The sequence below is a fragment of the Lysinibacillus sp. GW247-5R2A genome (assembly GCF_059424475.1).
In genome coordinates this window covers 264,273-282,430 of sequence record NZ_JBWKZL010000002.1, presented here as the reverse complement: position 1 = coordinate 282,430, position 18,158 = coordinate 264,273, and the positions used below count along the sequence as shown (strand labels likewise).

Sequence of the window (18,158 nt, the reverse complement as noted above, 5' to 3'; positions counted from 1 at the left end):
ATGGAATCATTTATATAAATGTAAGAAGTCTTATGTAGCCATTCAGCTTACGCTAAACCGACAAGACGAAGGAGCGGTAAATATCACCCATGATTCCTTGCATTTGATGAACACCTGAATCCGTGTTAGACATTACAACAAAGCCTTTTTCTAAATAGGGGTAAGCAACTAGCATGCACTGAAAGCCAAAACCCCAGCCTAATGAGGAAATTTCAACCTGTTCGCCTTGGCCATCAAGAAATATGCCAAGCCCTACAGATTCATTACAACCTTGTGCATGCATGAGTTCATGCATGGTCGGAGCTGTCAGACCTAGTTTTCCTTTTCCTTTAAAGGTTTGCATCATATCGATTAACAACTTAGCCAAATCCGAGGGTGTCGTCCAAATGCCACATGCTGCATCATAAGGATACAACGGGTGGCTTGGTATCGTTCTAGTGCCATCCTTATGGTGGCCATTTGCTGTATGAGCTACTGGGAGTGAAGATGAAAAAAAGCTATGCTGCATGGCTAATGGTTGAAAAATTAGGTCGTCCATGAGAGCAGAAAAGGGTGTGTTTGTGACGTCCTCAATAAGCAATTGAATGATGCAATAGCCTGCATCAGAATAATAAAATTTTTGATTGGGTTCAAGTGTGCTTACAATTGGACTCTGGCAATAAGGCGTTGAACCTTGTAATAAATCCTTCATTGATGGCCATTGAGCCAAAGAATGTAGGGGAGAAAAGCTATCTGCTGGATCAACAATACCAGATTGATGATTTAATAAGCTCCGTACTGTTACTTTTTTTGTCCGAGTATGCTCACTCTCTGGCAACTTCCAAGAGAGAAGCTTACGATTAATATCCTCATCTAAGTCGATTTTTCCTTGCTCTGCTAGCTTTAGCACTAAAATACTTGTCAATAATTTACTCATCGAACAGGCATTAAAAAGGGTTTCCTCATTTACATAATCCGATGATCCAATTTCTAACACTCCAAGGCATTCAGTTCTTTGAATCTCTCCATGTTCAATAAAAGCAAGACTAAGCCCTGTAATTTGTTTCTGCACCATATGATCATAATTTGTCAGCATATAATAGGCACTCCTAGTTTTTCTTGTATTATATATGTATGTTCTTATCTATAGTGAACGTACATGAACAATCATGGAGGGACTCTGTGCATGAAATTCATGTTTTTGCCATGTACCATATAGGTGTACCAATTCAAAGCCATTTTGCTGTAATAGTCTCATCATTTCCAGTGGATATGTATAGCGCAGTAAAATGGAATTCTCATACGTTTTTCCACCTTGTTGATGGGTGGCATGGCACGTTAAAATTTGCGTGACAGGGTTATATTCCTCACGATGGAAGGTGATTCGTTGTTCACCATTGCTATTGACCGTTTGTTCCTCATATTCATCAATGACTGAAAGCTCACTTAAAATAGCATTTCTTGTATCGAAAAGAAACTCGCCACCTGGCTGTAAATGCTTTTTAACAGATTGCAATAAGGCATTTTGACTGTCATTCGTTAAAAAATGTTGAAAGGAATTGCCTGTCATGTACATAAATTTTGTGGTGATAGGCAATTGTAGCTGTGTACAATCTTGTACGATAAATTGCACTTCTACATTTTGTTGTTGGGCTTTTTCGATAGCATGCTGAATCATCCCTTCATGAAGGTCTATCCCAAAGACAGGAATTCCATGAGTAGCTAATGGAATAGCAATTCGGCCAGTGCCACAGGCTAATTCAATAATGGGGTCTTTTTTCGTACCAAGATAGCGTTGAATAAAGTGAAGGTCGTCTTGATAGTTGGCATAGAGAGCGTCATAATCGGATGGATTATTATAAGTTTGTAAATTATTTTCGAAATTGTGTGGCTTCATTTTGTCCTCCTATTTTCTATTATGAAGGTTATTGTATAATAAAGGGAAAAATTCTACAAAGATACATGAGAGGTGTTGCTACAATGGCAATGGAAATTCCGCAAAAAATACATATTATTGGCTCTGTTGGTAGTGGGAAAACGACATTAGCACGAGCATTATCCAAAACTCTTCAGCTTCCTTTTCACGAATTAGACAATGTCGTTTGGATTCGCAAACCATCGGGGGATATGAGAAGGACGGAGCATGAAAGGCAGGAATATTTACAAAGTATTATCCAAACGGATGGGTGGATTATTGAAGGGATCCATCAAGAGGAATGGGTGACACAAAGCTTCCAGCAAGCGGATTGTATCATCTTTTTGGATACGCCTTATAAAATTCGTACTGCTCGAATTATTAAGAGATTTTTTAAACAAAAAATAGGGATTGAAAAAGCCCATTATGAGCCAACCTTTTCGATTTTTTTTAAAATGTTTCGATGGAATAAACGTTTTGAGGAGGTGGGGAAGCCTAAATTTTTTAACAATCAGGAAGACTTAGTAGATAAACTAGTAGTCGTTCGGCATAAAAAGGATGTAGAAAATTATTTTCGCCAGTTTCCACCAATAAAAAGCGTATCCCGATGATGAATGGATACGCTTCTTGTTTAGGCATTTTTCTTTGTGCGTGTTGTACGCTTTCTTGTCGTAGGCTTTTTCGTTTTATCTAAGGATGCCTGTAGCGCTGTCATTAAATCTGTGACATTGTCAGGAACTGGTCGTTGCTGATCGCTCGTGGCTACCATATTGGTTGCTTTCTTCTCTTCGATTAATTCCAGCAATGCATTGCGGTAGTCATCAGTATATTTCTCAGGGGTAAATGTAGTCGTTAATTGATCGACAAGCATTAGAGCTGTCTCTAATTCCTTTGGTACAACATCTTGCTCGCTAGGAATATTCGGGACATCACCAACACTTCTTACTTCATCAGGATAATGAATGGTCTCCATCACGAGGGCATTTTGATACACTCGAACGACTGCAAGCTGTTCCTTTGAACGAATAATGATTTTTGCAATGCCAATTTTACCTGATTGCTCTAATGTTTTGCGCAATAACGAATAGGCTTTAGCACCAGTAGAATCAGGGGATAGGAAATAGGTACGTTCAAAATAGATCGGATCGATTTCCGTTAATTGTACAAAATCGATAATTTCTACGGCTTTCTCTTCATTTTCTTTTCGTAGGCTCTCTAAATCATCTTGATCCAGTACGACAAATTTATTTTTTGTATATTCATATGCTTTTACAATATCCTCATCTTTTACTTCCTGATTGCAGCCCTCGCAAACCTTTTTATAGCTAATGGGTGTATGGCATTCCTTATGGAGCTGACGCAGCTTTATATCTTTATTTTCCGTAGCGGCATGAAGCTTTACTGGGATATTGACAAGTCCAAAGGAAATGCTTCCTTTCCATACTGTATGCATATAATTGTCACCTCTTTTTTTTCTTACTATGATATATTTTGCAGGTTTTTATGTATCGTAAATCGAAATCGTCAAACACTGTAGATAAAAAGCAAGGTAGGTATTGTGTCATGAAACCAATGCTTTTAACGGAAGCAAATGAAATTCCATTAGGGGATGACTGGCTTTATGAAACGAAATATGACGGCTTTCGATGCCTCTTACTATGGGATGAACAACCGATGCTTATTAGTAGAAATGGACGAAATTTAAATCATTCGTTCCCGGAAATTATAGAGTATTGTCACCAACTATATGCCTCAATAAAAGCATTTTTACCACTGACCTTTGATGGGGAGCTAGTGTATTTAAGCAATTCATATAAAAGTGAATTTACTGTTGTTCAACAAAGAGGGAGAATGCAAAATCAAGATGTTATTGCCAAACATGCACAAGCTTTTCCGATGCGGCTTCTAGTGTTTGATGTGTTAACGTTGAAAGGGGAATCTTTCAGCAATCGTTATTTAAAAACTCGTAAAGAGCAATTGGCGAAGCTAGCGGCAAGGGTAAAGCTTCCCAATGTAGATTATGAAGACAGAAGGGCTATACAAATGGTGCAGGCTAGTGAGGAAAGTAAGATTTTATGGCAGGCCATCAAGGGCTACAATGGGGAAGGAATGGTTGCAAAGAAGAGAACAAGTAAATGGCTGGATAACACACGTTCAAGCCATTGGTTGAAAATTAAAAACTGGCGTTATGTGACGGTCATTGTGACGCAATATGATCATAGTAATGGTTATTTTCAAGGCTCGATTTATGATGAAGGACATTTACGAGAGGTCGTTACATTTAAACATGGCATGAAGGAGGAAGAGCATCAAACCCTCGTTGCTTTTTTCCAGGCTAAAGGGCAACGTAAGAAAGAATTATGGGAGCTTGAGCCCTCTATTTGTGTGGATATTGCCTGCATAGATTTTGATGGTAGTAAGCTCCGTGAGCCAAAATTTCATGCCTTTCGATTGGAATTATCACCAGATAGTTGTCATTGGCAGCATATGCAGCGTCAGCTGTTTCCTATCCCTGAAACAGTTCCCATTACACATCCCGACAAACCTGTATGGCCAAAAATAGGTGTGACAAAGGATCATTATTTATCGTATCTACAAAGTGTTTCCCCATATTTGTTGCCATTTCTTCAAGATCGACCATTAACATTAATACGCTATCCACATGGTGTGCCAGGGGAAAGCTTTTATCAAAAGAGTAGACCAGATAAACTACCTAACTTTGTAGCCACAGCGATGATGGATGAGATTGATTATATTGTCTGTAATAATCTTGAAACATTGTTATGGTTGGGCAATCAATTGGCATTAGAATTGCACATTCCATTCCAAACACGACAAACCATGTATCCTACAGAGATTGTCTTTGATTTAGATCCCCCTTCAACGGACCATTTTTCTTTAGCGATTGCAGGTGCACTAGATTTAAAAGAAATTATTGATTACTTTCAGCTGCAATCATTTGTCAAAACTTCGGGCGGGAAAGGCTTACAGCTCTATATCCCGTTACCTGCAAACAAATTTACCTATGAGGAAGTTCGTGTCTTTACGAAATTTGTTTGTCGCTTTTTATGCCAGCAAAAGCCACATCTATATACGATTGAGCGCTTAAAAAAGAATCGCCATAATAAATTATATTTAGACTATGTACAGCATGCTGAAGGCAAGACAATTATTGCCCCATACTCCACTCGTGGAAATGAATTAGGCTTAGTGGCAACACCACTCCATTGGGAAGAGGTTAATGACGACTTAAAACCTTCTTACTTTACGATTCCTGCTGTTATGGAGCGCATGAAGAAAATCAGTAATCCCTTTAAATACTTTCGAGAAGTAGGAGAACAACAGGATTTTCAAGCGGTTTTAGAGCGTATGAAAGAATAAATGCTCTATATTGAAAGCGACCTTTCATCCATATTAAAAAAGGAGATGGCCGAGACATCTCCTTTTACGATTAAAGTGGTACCTGTGCTTTCACTTTTTCTAAATAATCCAATATTCCCATCGATGACACAATCGTATCGAAAGGGATAGTTTGATAGACAGGGTGATTTGGCGGTATATCATTTGCTTGTAAATAGCTAAATAAAAGCTCTTTTAAGCGAGCATCCAAATAGTGAACTTGTTCCTGGAACTGGCTGGATGCTGTTTGTGCTTTACGGCCTTCTTCTAAGAAGAGAGGTGTCCAATAGCGTACTTGACGGTATGCCTCTGGTGGATTTTTATAAGCCCCATAATGACCAAAATATAATTCACTTGCCTGTAGCTTTTCGTACAATTGAATGGAGTTCTCCATCGTTTCAGGATTGTACTGGTTTGGGGAAGTGGAAGGTATGATTAAATCAATTGCTTCACCATCCATTTCTGGGTAACGTACACCCGTTGTATCCCCCACAAAAAGGCCGTTAGTAGCGGAATAAAGCATAGAAACATGATGCTTGGCATGACCTTCTGTATGGTAAAACGTTAGATGATGCTGTCCTAAATGGAGTTGTTGTTCATGGCTTACTTCAATAATTCGTGCTGCATCAATGGGCACAATCGGATCAAATAGACGGTCAAATTCAGTTCCATAAACGCCTTTCGCGCTGGAAATAAGCCTGCTCGGATCAATCATATGTGCCGACCCTCTAGGGTGAACGACTAATTTTGCATGAGGACAGTTTTGTAAAAATAAGCCTGCACCACCAGCATGGTCCAAATGAATATGTGTCACAATGACATAATGAATATCCTCTAAAGCAATATTTAATTCCTTCAATCCTTCCATGATGTATGGAACGGAGGGACTAGCAGATGTTTCGATTAAGGTTATTTTTTCATCAATTAATAGATAGGAGCTTGTTCGCTGCTCCCTATTTAAATCATGTGTATCAATACAATAAAAATTTGCGGCGATTTGTTGGACTCTACTCAAATGAATTTCCCCCTTTAATTTCGAAAATGTGAAACATATGCTCTAAAAGTCAAATTTTAGCTACGAAAAGTAGTAGTTATACTATATAATAATAGAAAATCAAACTGAATGTCCATTCATTTTTAGGGGGAGCGTTATGGAGAACAAAATTCGTTATGATACAAGGAAGGTGCACCGAGTTAATTTGGCAATAATATCGATTTTAGCCATTCTAATTTGTGGACCTATGATCCTATCAAAAGGAATACTATTTTTATTTGTCGGACTAGCTGTCATCACTTTAGCGGTGTGTAATTATTTCTTGCCAATTAAAACATATGTGAAGGGATTTATCTTTGGTCTTATTCCATCAAGCGTAGTGTTTACATTATTTTTACTAGATAGTTTTTCATTGAATAAGCATTATATTTTGCTGTGCACTATTGCTATTATTGCCCTTTATTTTAAGAAGGAATTAATCGTGTTTTTTGGAATACTGACTAATATTAGTTTTTTCATTTTATATTTAGTCAACTCGTCATCTTTGTTAGGGCCGTTTGACGACATCATTGTTTTTGTCACACTTCTAGCGATTATGAACGGTGTCATTATTGCTTTTTATTTATTAGCTAAATGGGGCAATGAGCTAATTAAACATGCAGAAATTCAGCAAAATGAAGTCCAAGCTTCCTTCAATCAATTACAAAATACATTTCGGGAAATCGAGAAAAGTAGTCAGGCATTGGACGAGCATGTGACACAATTCCAACAAACTATGCAAAGTATTTCAGGCTCTAGTAAACAAATATTGGTAGCGACTGAGGATATTTCTGCAAGTATTCAGCAAGAGGCTTCTAGCTTGCATATGATTCATGGCACTATGAGTGATTCTGTTCATTTTGTAAATGAAACTTTGACGATTTCAAAGGACACAGTATTGAAATCGACTGAACTTCAGCAAGAGGTTTTAGCAGGATGGGCTAAAATGCAAGGCGCTATGGCTCAAATGGGCGTGATGAGTCATGCGATGAGTTCAACCGCAGAAACCGTCAACGAGCTTCAAAATAGTTTACAAACAGTGGATAGCTTGTTGAAGGGGATCACACATATCGCACAGCAGACAAATTTATTGGCACTCAATGCAGCCATTGAAGCGGCTAGGGCTGGGGAGCATGGGAAGGGGTTTGCTATTGTAGCCGAAGAGGTGCGAAAGCTAGCTGAGGAAAGTGCTGCCATTACGGTCAGTATTACGAATGTGACGAAAACCTTGTTTGAGAAATCGACGGAGGCTCATCAACGTTCTGATGATGGTGAAAAAGCCTTGCAGCACGGAGAACAGCTTTTACAGGATGTCAGTCATTTCTTTAATATTTTAAAGGATTCATTTACGCAAACGAATACAGATTTGACGAGAGGCATGCACGAATTAAGCAGTGCCATCTCACAGTTTGAGGCAATTCAAATGCAAATTGAAAGGCTGAATAAAATGACAGAGCAAAATGCCTCATCAACAGGTGATATATTGCTTTCTGTGGAGGACGAAAATCAGCTCTTAGTGAAGATGACGGATACGACAAATCACATTCAGGCTTTAAGTCATACATTAAAATCATTGGTCATGGCAAAGATTTGAGGGGAATATTGGAATTGAAATAATTGGTAGAGTAAAATAACAGTATGATTAAACATCTTAGATCGAGGGTATAGTGTTGTTATTCATTTGAGACATCCGAATGACAATATACTCATATGCATTGGTAGCGTGTTCTCTATAATGCTGACCAATTACAAGGTGAAGTCGAAGGGGAGGAAGGATACCATGAATATTCGTAGTTTACAGAGTGCAGATTATTATACGTTATCGCCAGTGATTAATGAGTGGTGGGGCGGAAGGAATATGTCAGATAAACTGCCTAAATTATTTTTCGATCACTTTACGAACACAAGCCTGATTATGGAAAAGGATGGCGAGATTATTGGTTTTCTTGTCGGCTTTTTATCGCAATCCAACACCAATGAAGCGTTCATTCATTTTGTAGGGGTTCACCCTGATTACAGAAAACAGAATATTGCAAAAAGGTTGTATGATGTATTCTTCCATGTGGTGAAACAGTATCATCGTAATATCGTTAAATGTGTAACATCACCTATAAACGAAGTGTCCATTGCCTTTCACACAAATATGGGGTTCAGAATGGAGAAGGGTGACAAGGTAATGGATAATATGTCAATCCATAGTGGTTATGGCGGCGAAAATCAAGACCGTGTGTTATTTTATAAAATTCTACCGTAATTTACGGTACTGAACTTGCATATAGTCCCGAATAAGGGGGCTATAAATGTTTATCAAAAAACTATTTGCCTTATGGTTTCTTCTTTCCATCATCGTTTGTGGTGGCTTTTTCTTTTTTGGCAATGTACCTATTCAATATGCGGAGAAATCAAATGTTTCTCTAGCGCAACCTACTAACGATGAATTATTTGGTTATATGCAGCACTATCAATTTCTAATGAGTGATATTGCTATGGCCCTGCAAAAAGAATCTTATATCTTTTATGTAGATTATGGTGTACTGCCGAATCGGAAAATAGAGCTCCTTGTGTCAATACCTGAAAAAATAGATCAGTTGTCCAAACAAAAAATAGAGAAAATGATGCTTGAATGTATTCAAAAAAATGATTTAAATCCAATATCGTTTCAAATGACAATTAAAAATCTTTATGATCCTGTGACCATGAACTCGACCAGATTTAGCTATAATGATGTTATGGCTCATTTATTTGAAGCGATGACGGTACAACAAGTTGGTACCTTTAGCATCGACTATACGATTACATCAGAAATTGTCCACATCATCATCAATTTAACAGAAGAGAAAGATGATATGATTCAAAAAGAAGCTCGACAAGTAGCCGAAGATATTATCAAGCTTCATCAACTTGATGGACAGAAATTCCATATAGAAATACAAAATAAAATGTTTGCGTACGATAAATGAATAAAGAAATGCCGGGTTTCGAGCGTACATTTTTAAATGCGGAGCAGACCATTATGGTTTTGCTCTTTTTTTATAGAAAGAAAGGGGAAAATACTCTGTTAGTTTAATATAAAAATCAACAAAATTCTTTAAGAAAGCAAAGAGATAAAAAACGACCAGGTTCACTAATTAAAAGTGAATACCTGGTTTTTGTCATTCATTTAAGTAACTTTCTACTTCTTCTTAAACTAACTGCTTCGTTCGTGTAAGTGCATCTGTTCACAAAATCAAATTAGATATGTCTAAAATGCAGGTCCTGATTTATAGCTACTTCAACTATCCCAGCCGATAGTTGAACAAGGACGAGCACCAATTTTATGGTGATCGTCCTTTATTTCCCTAATGTACAGTATCCATGTACTACGCAATAGTCCTTGAATAAAAGAAAGAGACGATTAATTCTAGGGTAACCGTCTCTTAATAATAGTATATAAAAAACAGTTTACCTGTTTTTTTGAAGTCCCAATAAGCGTTTTAAATTTTCATCAATAAATGTATTATCGGTACTGTTAATTCCGCGACCAGCAAAATGACCCCAGACTGATTTGATAGAATGATATTCAGCATTAGGTACAAGATTAGCTTCATATTCGTTATTTTCTGCCGTACAGAAGAGATCAGTACTTCCTGGCATGATATAGGTAATCGCTTTAATGCTTTTGAGTGCCTCATCAAACGCTCCGTTATATGCTGCGTTTGCACTAATATCTGCATGTTGTCCCGTCCATAACATGGTTAGAACATTGTGTGGATCCATACTCATAAAGCTATTTTCCCATACACCAACCGCAAAATCTTCTAATTCCTCAAATCCCATTTCACGATAAAGTTCCTCTTTATAGAAGGTTTGCGATAATCCCCATCCAGCATAGACACGGCCCACTGCACGCATATCTTTAGAAGTTAACTGGTTTATTTTAGTAGAGTCTGAGCCGACTGAGGCCATGAGTGCAGCCTTCAGTCCATCCAGAACCACATAGGTTTGCGGCCAAGTCTTTGCATTTCCGCAGAAAGAGGCAATTCGATCCACCATGTAAGGATAACTGGCTGCCCATTGGAAAGATTGAAGACCACCCATTGACCATCCAACTACAAGAGCGATTTTCTGAATGCCGAATTTTTCGGTCACAAGTCGATACTGCAACTGAACGTTGTCATAGATGGTTACCTGCGGAAAATTAGCTTTATCGAACGGTGCAGGTGTATTGCTTGGAGAAGAAGATAAACCGTTCCCTATTAGATTCGGTACGATAATGAAATATTTTTGTGGATCTAGTGCCATGCCGTCTCCAATCAACCATTCATTATTAACATGCTGGTCGCCAAAAGCAGTTGGATAAATGACAACATTATCTTTAGTTTCATTCAACTTCCCATAAGTCTTATAAGCAAGAAAAGCGCTTGGTAACGTCACTCCCGATTGTAAGGTTACATCACCTAAATTGAAAATCTCATAATTATCCATTGAATTGTCACTCCTTTTTAAATGAAACACAAACATTTTAGAATGTATTTCTTGTATTTAGTATAAAGTCGTGTTACTTTCAATGAAAGTGAAGGAAATTAAAAGTAGTGTTCAATAATATTGAAGGTCAAAAGGGGGAATTATTGGTGGAATTGCGCCAGCTGAAAACGTTCAACACAGTGGCAACAACATTAAATTTCAGTAGAGCTGCTGAAGCACTAAACTACGTACCCTCTAATGTTACGATGCAAATAAAAGCATTGGAGGAAGAACTAGATGTTCGTCTCTTTGATCGTTTGGGAAAGCATCTTGTTCTCACAACTGCGGGTAAACGTTTTTTAACTCACGTCCAAGAGGTTCTAAACAAATTGGACGAAGCTCGGAGTGTCGTTCATGACAATGAAATTCTAAGTGGCACCTTAACGATTAGTGCTAACGAAGTTGTTTGTGCCTATCGACTTCCAGATATCTTTAAGCTTTTTCGTTCGCGGCATCCTGGTGTTCGTCTTATCTTTCGCTCGGTTCCAAATCAACAACTCAAACAAACACTCTTTGAGGGAACCTCGGATGTCACCTTTATACTCGACGAACCCATTCAATCAACGGGACTTGCAGTAGAGCCATTGACAGAAGAAACTTTTCGCTTTTTTGTTGCTCCAGATCATCCACTTACTAAACAAACAGCATTACAGCTTGACGATTTTCACGGAGAGGTGTTCTTGATTAACGAAAAGGGTTGTCCCTATCGAACAATGTTTGACCGAACGTTTAAGAAGGGGGACATTGATAGTATTTCATCATTAGAGTTTCAAAGTGCAGAAGCCATTAAAAAATGCGCAATTTCGGGAATCGGTATTGCCTTTCTTCCTGAAATAGTAACTGCAGTCGAAGTTGAACGTGGCGAACTTGTTGCTCTTCCTTGGCAATTTCAAAACTTGGAAGTGTATACACATATGGCATGGCATAAAGACAAGTGGCTTTCACCGATTATATTATCTTTCATTGAAGCAGCAAGGGAAGTTCTAGCTTTAACGGAAGACAATATGTCAAAATAGTTTAAACAACAACTCCTTTTTGTAATTTTCCAAATGAAATCTTGATAAAAAAAGTTATCATGAATATTCAATTATAAAAAATGTTATTAAACAACCTGGCCCACTCATGGAAAAAAGACGCATTCTTTATTATGAATTGCGCCATTTAGTTGAGTAAAATTGGTTACCAAAATATCATCCTTTTTGTTTTTTTCTGCTGAACAGTATTCTTGTACTGTTCAGCAAATAACTTTGTGGTATTTAGTTGATTCCCCATATTGTTATATTATCTGCAATATCAAAATAGGAGTTCCAACATTCGACAACTCCTAAGTCAACATTTGAATGGATTTATGATTGTTTAAAGACGTGGATAGAGGAAACACGTCAACTCGATTCACTTAACCAATTCTCACTCTTTCTCCAACTATTGAGGGTGCTTTTGTAAATCAATGTTTGTCTATATACAATTTGTTTTATAAGTTAGACTTGAAATTTACGGCATAGTTACAAACTGCTGAACAATATCTTTCAGGTATTCATTCAACATAGCGATATGTGTGGGATGTTTAAAATAGCAAATTGTTGAACTATACTGCCTCGTAATTACAATAAGAAAAAAGAGCTGTCAAAAACAGCTCTTTGATCTTCAAGGAAAGCACCCTATAGTTTAAGTAGATTTCTTCTCAAACTTGTATTTTTACTCTTAATTAATTATTACTGTTCACACGCTTCTTTATTCTTCTTATGTCAATTATAATCCATTTTAAGATTGCAATTATTAGTACTAAAAGTGATGTTGCCTGGGCTATGAGAAACCCTATCCAAAAATCATTCATAGTACTGGTCGGAGAAGCTGTGGCCATTCCACCTACAAATATGGACATTGGGATTGAGATTACATTGAATCCCAGACTAATCATAATAAATGATAATCTTTTACTTGTAATCTTCGGTAACACAGCTGACCAAAATAAAATTCCTGCAACTAACAAAATCAAAATACCCCAACCAATCAAATACCCCAAAATCACTACCTCCTAACTAAACGATAGCCCATCCCACTTTCCTGTAAAGATGAATATGCACCTACCGTCTACTGTTTTACCATAAAAACCTATATGGTTGTTCAACTAAACTGCGCCGTTAGTTAAAGTGTAATTCTTCACAATCTCACCTATATGTTAACATAAATATCCAGTTCTTTTAAAAGTGGTGTTCATTTATATGGCCTGATTGTTGAATAAGAAAAGATCCTGCCATTAACACAGGATCTTTAATCAATAATTGATTACTTGTTTTTTATAGCATTCTTAATTAATGAAATTCTGAGGAATACATTCACGAACACCAGAATTTCTCAATGAGTTAAATAAAGCTGTATTAATTCTTAAAATAACATTGTTATCAGTGCCATTTTCTAAAATTAAAGAAAGATACGTTGAATATATGATTTTACTATTTATTAACGAATGGTCATTTTGAATGAAAAGTCGAAAGAATCTAACTGGTTTGTACACAGATAATAGTGATCGATGAAAAGTGTTTCTATCTTAATAAATGTTTTTTTGTAATAGTTATAGTGAAATCCCTTCATCTTCTGTATATTTGTGTATGAGGAGGAGATTTAATGGCTAGAAAATGGATGTTACCATTACTTTTATTACTAGGTGCTTTAATGGCTGCATGTAGTGAGGATCAAGAAAAAGGTGGGGACGTGGAAGTAACCATTCCTGCTTTATTTTTCGAAGGACAGGACATCGATTCTGTTATTTCTAATGCGAAAAATAGTGGAATTAAAGAAGTCATTAAGAATGATGATGGTTCTTTAACTTATAAAATGGCTAAACCAGAGCACGAAGAAATGATGAAAGGTTTAAAAGAAGGTATTTTAGCAAATGTAGATGAAATTAAAACTAGTGATGATTTCAAATTTGTCAAAGATATTACATATAACAAAACCTTTTCAGAATTCACTCTATCTGTAAACAAAGAAGAGTTTGAAAGAAGTCTTGATACAATGGCAGCAGTCGGGCTTGCTTTAACGGGTATGTACTATCAATTATTTAATGGGGCAGACGTTGATAATTATAAAGTCACAGTAATTTATAAAGATGCATCAAGTGGAGAAGTATATAATACGATTGTTTATCCGGATGATGTGAATAAGAAGAAATAATGTAAATAATATTTATATAAGTGTTATTTCAGCCTATTGACAAAAGTTACCGAGAATTTGATACTCGATGGCTTTTGTCATTTTTTTAATAACTACAATACGCTCAATCGTTCCCTTGTGTTGTTTGAACACTTTGCCATCAAAAAAAGGCAGCCCCTTTCCGCAAGCAGGGGAAGAGGGCGGCTCTACATTAGTGGCAGAATTTTAGGGCTTATATACGAAAATTCACTCAAATTTTAATGTGAGTGACTTTTCGTGTTATTTATATTTTACTTCAAATCATTATGTAGCATGATAATAGGTAGCTTTCTCTTTTAAGTCAGACGCTTTAAAATTAGCTACATCGATCTTAGCAAAATCTCCTTTTTTGAGCAGGACAGTCATAGCAGATTCAGGATTGATGTTATCATATGCATCTATAAAGTTAGCTTGCCAATTGATGTGGATATTGCTTAAATCCTCTACACCTATTTAATACTCTAATTAATTCAACTGTATTTTGTTGAGCATAATCTATCGCTTTCTTATTTGTTATTGCATCGTCATTCATCATCGATAATTAATAGTAATCTCCCATGCCTTCAAATTACTACTTATTTTAGAGGGTTTGTAGGCAGTTGTATAGACAAAAATATCCACGATTACATTAAAAATAACTATGGCTATATAATAATAGTGAGTGTTGACTGCTTTTTAAGATTGTGGGACATGTTAAACTATATAAGCAAGTAAGTGTTCATTTTATATTTAACATAACAAGATGACAAAAGGGTAGAATTCAATTGATAGCAAGTACAAAATACTAATTATCTCAAAAAAAGCATAAGAAAAAGTTTCATGTCCATTCTAATAGTCAACAGAGATGTAAGGAGTTGAATAAAGTATGGACCATTTTTTTGCATTAAATTTTTGGGAAATGACACTTAGAACCATATTATCCTTTTTAGCCCTACTGATATTGGCTAGGCTCCTTGGGAAGAAACAACTTGGTCAACTCACATTTTTTCATTATATAACAGGGATTTCCATTGGTTCTATTGCATCTCAAATCGCTGCAGTTGCCGAAACCCCCTTTTTAGATGGATTAATATCATTAATATGGTGGTGTTTTTTAACATTTATAGTGACCATTATTACATTAAAATCTAAAAAAGCACGTGTACTCTTTGATGATAAACCGACTATTGTCATTCAAAATGGTCTAATTTTAGAATCTGCTTTAAAGAAAAATCGTTTGCATATGGACGAACTTACAATGATGTTAAGGGAGCAAGCTATTTTTTCTGTACAGGACATACAATACGCCATACTTGAAACAGATGGAAAGCTTAGTGTTTTACTTAAAACATCAGTTCAATCAGCTACAAAGCAAGATGTCAAAGCAGACGTTACACCACCAACATATTTACCAACAGAGGTCATCTCAGATGGTCAGCTTATTGTCGAAAATTTAGTGGAACTTGAATTAACAGAAGACTGGCTTATTAAGAAGTTAAAAAAGCAAAGTGTCCAGAACATAAAAGATGTGTATTTTGCACAAGTTCAAACAAATGGATCATTATATATCAGTCTAAAACAGGAAAATTAACAATCAAATCCTTAACAATCTATATTATTGGAATTATAACTCCAAATGTCCTGAATCAAAATGTAAAACGGCTTTATTAGAAGGCGATTCTTTTGTGACTGCCACAATGTAGTCAGCTTGAAGAACTGAAGAAAGTAGATATTGAAGGACTTCAAACAAAAATCACTCCTAGAGGTACGTATGGACAAAACCAAAACACAAGTCCCTATTACGGGCCGTGTAGCGAAAAGGAATAGATCAACAGGTGCAGAGTATTCAGGAAGTGCCACATTCTAATTCAATACATCTATTTTCCGTAAGTTATTGAGGCGTTATAAATAAATCAGCGTTAGTTGGTCTTCAAACTACAATCCTAATGAATTGTAATATGGATGGTGGCATCATTACTGCATTAGATGCAGAGCACCTAGAGGATTCCATCGACTTTACATTCTAGGATTGGGATATGCCGGAGGAATTCGGGGCTTTACAGGAAATGTTATAAGACTAGAGCTCACATCATTGTGAGTTCTTTTTAATTAAAACGAAAAGGGTAAGGTGATCGTATACGACAAACTTAGCGGCATTTTTTACAATCAATTGGCTAATGTAGATTTCGTGCTTCTTGACATGAGTGACATAGAGCTTGCTCAACAACTTAATCATGATGCTGCACAACGGTCATTCTCGTCATCTAAAGATACTTCTTTCAAGAATTGGTACTAATGCTCGCGATTCATTTAGTAACTTGAGTGAGGTAGTAGAATTTACTGAACTTGTACAAAAGCAATTTGGTATTGCGAGGGCGAGCACTGTTGAAGCAAGTAATGCAACGATCCAGTTATCTCAAGTGTTAACCTCAGGTGTTTTTCGTGGTGATGAACTTAACTCAATCTTTTAAACAAGCACCAATTTTACTTTCAACTATCGCACAATAGAAGAGAACCACTTGGTGCAATTCGTCATTTGCTGCTGACGGAAAATTACAGCCGAAGGTTTAAAGATTATCATTGCACAGCGTAACATTTAATAATTAGAAATTAATTTTAAATGTAATTATGAGAAATTTTGAAAAAATGTTAAGATTAAAGGATAGATTAGGAGGGAAATAAAGTGATTTCTTTAAAACCTATGAACCACGAAGAGTTCAAACAATATATTAGTTATGCAATTGAAGACTATGCAAAAGACAAAATTGCTTCCGGAAATTGGAGTGAAGATGAAGCGATTGACTTGTCGAGGGAATCATTTGAACGACTACTACCCAATGGTGAGAAGACCGAAAATAATCATTTATCGTCTATCTTTCATGACGATATTTTAGTTGGAATGATTTGGATTTCGCAAAAAGCCCCTAATGAAGGTTTTATTTATGATTTTGTGATTTTTGAACAATATCAAGGGCAAGGGTATGGCAAGAAAGCAATGAAAGAAGCTGAAATTATTGCTAAACAGTTAGGTATGAATAAAATTGGTTTAAATGTTTTTGGTCATAATAAAATAGCTCGTGGGTTATATGAAAAAATGGGTTATGAAATTACGAATATAACAATGGCTAAAACAATTTGATAATGTAAATAAATGCCCATTTTCTAAATTGATAATGGGCATTTTTATGTTTTTATTTACTGCCTATTTTACTTCTTTATGTAAAACCAGAAAATCTTTAAGTGACCAAATGAAGAAAAGTAATGGTAAACCAGTGATGAATAAAAATCCTAAAATGAATGAAACCATAGGGATTTCTCCGCTATCAGTTGCCATAACACCGATAAAAAGCCCTAATGGACTAGTCGCACTTAAAATCAAGAAATTGGTCACGCAGGTAAATTTGTAATACTTTAAGGTGGATTCTTTAGGTTCTTTTTTTCTGAAAAAGAAGTAAAAGATAATTTGATAAAGATAAAAAATGGGTATACATAATAGTCCAAACGATGCGAACGTCATGTAAAAATCACCTCAATATCAATTTTGGGAATTTCGCATAGAATGTTGAGCTATAATATCTTAACAATGTATTGCTCTATTTCATATATGTAATTATTTCCACAGAAAAATACTTCCCAAAATATAAACACTCGTACTATAAAAAGCAAACGAAAGTTCTTATTGAGAGGTTGGAGTTGTATGTTGAATCCTGAGCAAAGGCGACTATTTCATAAATCTTTAATTCTAAAAATGGCAGTTCAATCATTAGTGACGTTCATATAGCTATAGCTGGTAATGATGTGGTAATCAGATATGCTAATATGGCTTTGAAAACTCAGGTTGAAAAATTATTAATTAGTCATTTGAATAATCAACAGGCAATCGAGTGACTAGTATTAATGATGTTTAATTTTCAATTATAAATGGGTTAATAATAATCCATAAGTAAAAGTTACTGTAAATAAAATTTTTTCTTCTATAGAATAAAATAGTTCCTGTCCAAACTTTTTTTATTATCATTTATCTGGGTACCTTTTTTAAAAAAACTACGAGTACCCCCAAAAAGTCCCTCAGTTAAAATACACTTAGTTAGATAGGTATAGAAACCCTTATAAAAACAAACCCTTTTTATTATGCACATCAAAAAATTAAAAACATCA

Annotated in this window: 16 protein-coding genes and 1 pseudogene; 10 read left to right on the top strand and 7 right to left on the bottom strand. The window is 36.0% G+C overall.

All coding sequences use genetic code 11. The features are described from left to right. Nucleotides 1–52: 52 nt before the first annotated feature. Together AC07YC_RS04995 and AC07YC_RS04990 are read right to left on the bottom strand one after the other, a co-directional pair. Nucleotides 53–1,075, bottom strand: coding sequence for a serine hydrolase domain-containing protein (locus AC07YC_RS04995; RefSeq protein WP_494918574.1), 1,023 nt, complete (start codon nt 1,073–1,075; stop codon nt 53–55). Nucleotides 1,076–1,123: 48 nt separating this feature from the next. Next, nucleotides 1,124–1,876 (bottom strand): class I SAM-dependent methyltransferase, encoded by a 753-nt coding sequence (locus AC07YC_RS04990; RefSeq protein ID WP_494918573.1) that lies wholly within the window; start codon nt 1,874–1,876, stop codon nt 1,124–1,126. Between the two features lie 83 nt (nt 1,877–1,959). Here AC07YC_RS04990 and AC07YC_RS04985 point away from each other — a divergent pair, with 83 nt between their 5' ends. Further along, nucleotides 1,960–2,505 carry an AAA family ATPase gene (locus AC07YC_RS04985; RefSeq protein WP_336634477.1) on the top strand — a complete coding sequence of 182 codons (546 nt, stop codon included), beginning with the start codon at nt 1,960–1,962 and terminating at the stop codon, nt 2,503–2,505. 20 nt (nt 2,506–2,525) lie between these two features. Here AC07YC_RS04985 and ku read toward each other — a convergent pair whose 3' ends face one another. Then, on the bottom strand, nt 2,526–3,347 hold the full coding sequence (gene ku, locus AC07YC_RS04980; RefSeq protein ID WP_494918572.1) for a non-homologous end joining protein Ku: 822 nt from the start codon (nt 3,345–3,347) through the stop codon (nt 2,526–2,528). Between the two features lie 110 nt (nt 3,348–3,457). Between ku and AC07YC_RS04975 the strand changes: the two genes are divergently transcribed. Further along, nucleotides 3,458–5,275 carry a DNA ligase D gene (locus AC07YC_RS04975; protein WP_494918571.1) on the top strand — a complete coding sequence of 606 codons (1,818 nt, stop codon included), beginning with the start codon at nt 3,458–3,460 and terminating at the stop codon, nt 5,273–5,275. A 70-nt stretch (nt 5,276–5,345) separates the two neighbouring features. Here the strand turns inward: AC07YC_RS04975 and AC07YC_RS04970 are convergent, their stop codons facing one another. After that, entirely contained in the window at nt 5,346–6,308 is a 963-nt protein-coding gene (locus tag AC07YC_RS04970; RefSeq protein ID WP_336634480.1) for an MBL fold metallo-hydrolase, read from the bottom strand. Nucleotides 6,309–6,444: 136 nt separating this feature from the next. On the opposite strand from AC07YC_RS04970, the gene AC07YC_RS04965 reads away from it, so the two are divergent. From AC07YC_RS04965 to AC07YC_RS04955, 3 genes are all read left to right on the top strand, one after another. Further along, nucleotides 6,445–7,920, top strand: a complete 1,476-nt coding sequence (locus AC07YC_RS04965; RefSeq protein ID WP_494918570.1) for a methyl-accepting chemotaxis protein — start codon at nt 6,445–6,447, stop codon at nt 7,918–7,920. Nucleotides 7,921–8,106: 186 nt separating this feature from the next. Continuing rightward, nucleotides 8,107–8,580, top strand: coding sequence for a GNAT family N-acetyltransferase (locus AC07YC_RS04960; protein WP_036225778.1), 474 nt, complete (start codon nt 8,107–8,109; stop codon nt 8,578–8,580). Nucleotides 8,581–8,626: 46 nt separating this feature from the next. Continuing rightward, nucleotides 8,627–9,286 carry a hypothetical protein gene (locus AC07YC_RS04955; protein ID WP_494918568.1) on the top strand — a complete coding sequence of 220 codons (660 nt, stop codon included), beginning with the start codon at nt 8,627–8,629 and terminating at the stop codon, nt 9,284–9,286. 481 nt (nt 9,287–9,767) lie between these two features. On the opposite strand, the gene AC07YC_RS04950 is transcribed toward AC07YC_RS04955, so the two are convergent. Then, nucleotides 9,768–10,790 (bottom strand): alpha/beta fold hydrolase, encoded by a 1,023-nt coding sequence (locus AC07YC_RS04950; protein ID WP_494918566.1) that lies wholly within the window; start codon nt 10,788–10,790, stop codon nt 9,768–9,770. A 146-nt stretch (nt 10,791–10,936) separates the two neighbouring features. Between AC07YC_RS04950 and AC07YC_RS04945 the strand changes: the two genes are divergently transcribed. Beyond that, the gene (locus tag AC07YC_RS04945; RefSeq protein WP_336634987.1) at nt 10,937–11,845 is read left to right on the top strand and encodes a LysR family transcriptional regulator; all 909 of its coding nucleotides are present in this window, start codon (nt 10,937–10,939) and stop codon (nt 11,843–11,845) included. A 689-nt stretch (nt 11,846–12,534) separates the two neighbouring features. Here AC07YC_RS04945 and AC07YC_RS04940 read toward each other — a convergent pair. Together AC07YC_RS04940 and AC07YC_RS04935 are read right to left on the bottom strand one after the other, a co-directional pair. After that, a complete protein-coding gene (locus AC07YC_RS04940) occupies nt 12,535–12,858 on the bottom strand; it encodes a hypothetical protein (RefSeq protein WP_494918565.1) in 324 nt (107 codons plus the stop codon). A 279-nt stretch (nt 12,859–13,137) separates the two neighbouring features. Further along, nucleotides 13,138–13,248 (bottom strand): annotated as a pseudogene (locus AC07YC_RS04935) (spore coat protein); the annotation flags it as partial. A gap of 206 nt (nt 13,249–13,454) precedes the next feature. Here AC07YC_RS04935 and AC07YC_RS04930 point away from each other — a divergent pair. From AC07YC_RS04930 to AC07YC_RS04915, 4 genes are all read left to right on the top strand, one after another. Further along, nucleotides 13,455–14,003, top strand: a complete 549-nt coding sequence (locus tag AC07YC_RS04930) for a hypothetical protein (RefSeq protein WP_494918564.1) — start codon at nt 13,455–13,457, stop codon at nt 14,001–14,003. 883 nt (nt 14,004–14,886) lie between these two features. Beyond that, nucleotides 14,887–15,591, top strand: coding sequence for a YetF domain-containing protein (locus tag AC07YC_RS04925; protein ID WP_336634487.1), 705 nt, complete (start codon nt 14,887–14,889; stop codon nt 15,589–15,591). 643 nt (nt 15,592–16,234) lie between these two features. Continuing rightward, nucleotides 16,235–16,471 (top strand): tape measure protein, encoded by a 237-nt coding sequence (locus AC07YC_RS04920; RefSeq protein WP_494918563.1) that lies wholly within the window; start codon nt 16,235–16,237, stop codon nt 16,469–16,471. 212 nt (nt 16,472–16,683) lie between these two features. Beyond that, complete coding sequence (locus AC07YC_RS04915) at nt 16,684–17,139, top strand: GNAT family N-acetyltransferase (protein WP_036126269.1); 456 nt, start codon at nt 16,684–16,686, stop codon at nt 17,137–17,139. The last annotated feature ends 1,019 nt before the right edge of the window (nt 17,140–18,158 follow it).